1 protein-coding gene is annotated in these 338 nt (G+C 42.9%); it reads left to right on the top strand.

Features of this window, described 5'->3' with window-relative positions; translation table 11 throughout:
- Positions 1–338: transketolase-like TK C-terminal-containing protein (locus AAHB12_RS31455; protein WP_342048963.1), on the top strand; the 338-nt coding region annotated here is incomplete at both ends.

Raw genomic sequence — 338 nt, 5'->3', positions numbered from 1 at the left:
AACAGCAGATGCGATTCTGATTGCAACAGGCTCTGAAGTAAACCTAGCAGTAGAAGCACAAGCTGCACTAGCAAAAGACGGTATTGATGCATCTGTTGTAAGCATGCCATCTTTTGATTTGTTCGAAGCGCAATCAAAAGAATACAAAGAGTCAGTTCTTCCAAGAGCGGTAACAAAACGTCTTGCAATCGAGATGGGATCTACACTTGGCTGGCACCGTTATGTAGGCTTAGATGGTGACGTAGTAGGTATCGATACATTCGGCGCTTCTGCACCAGGTGAAAAGATTATGGAAGAGTATGGTTTCACAGTAGAAAATGTTGTTGCGAAAGTAAAAG

This window comes from Bacillus sp. OTU530, assembly GCF_038440375.1.
Note: the sequence above shows the minus strand (reverse complement) of the source record. Positions and strands in the feature narration are given on the sequence as shown.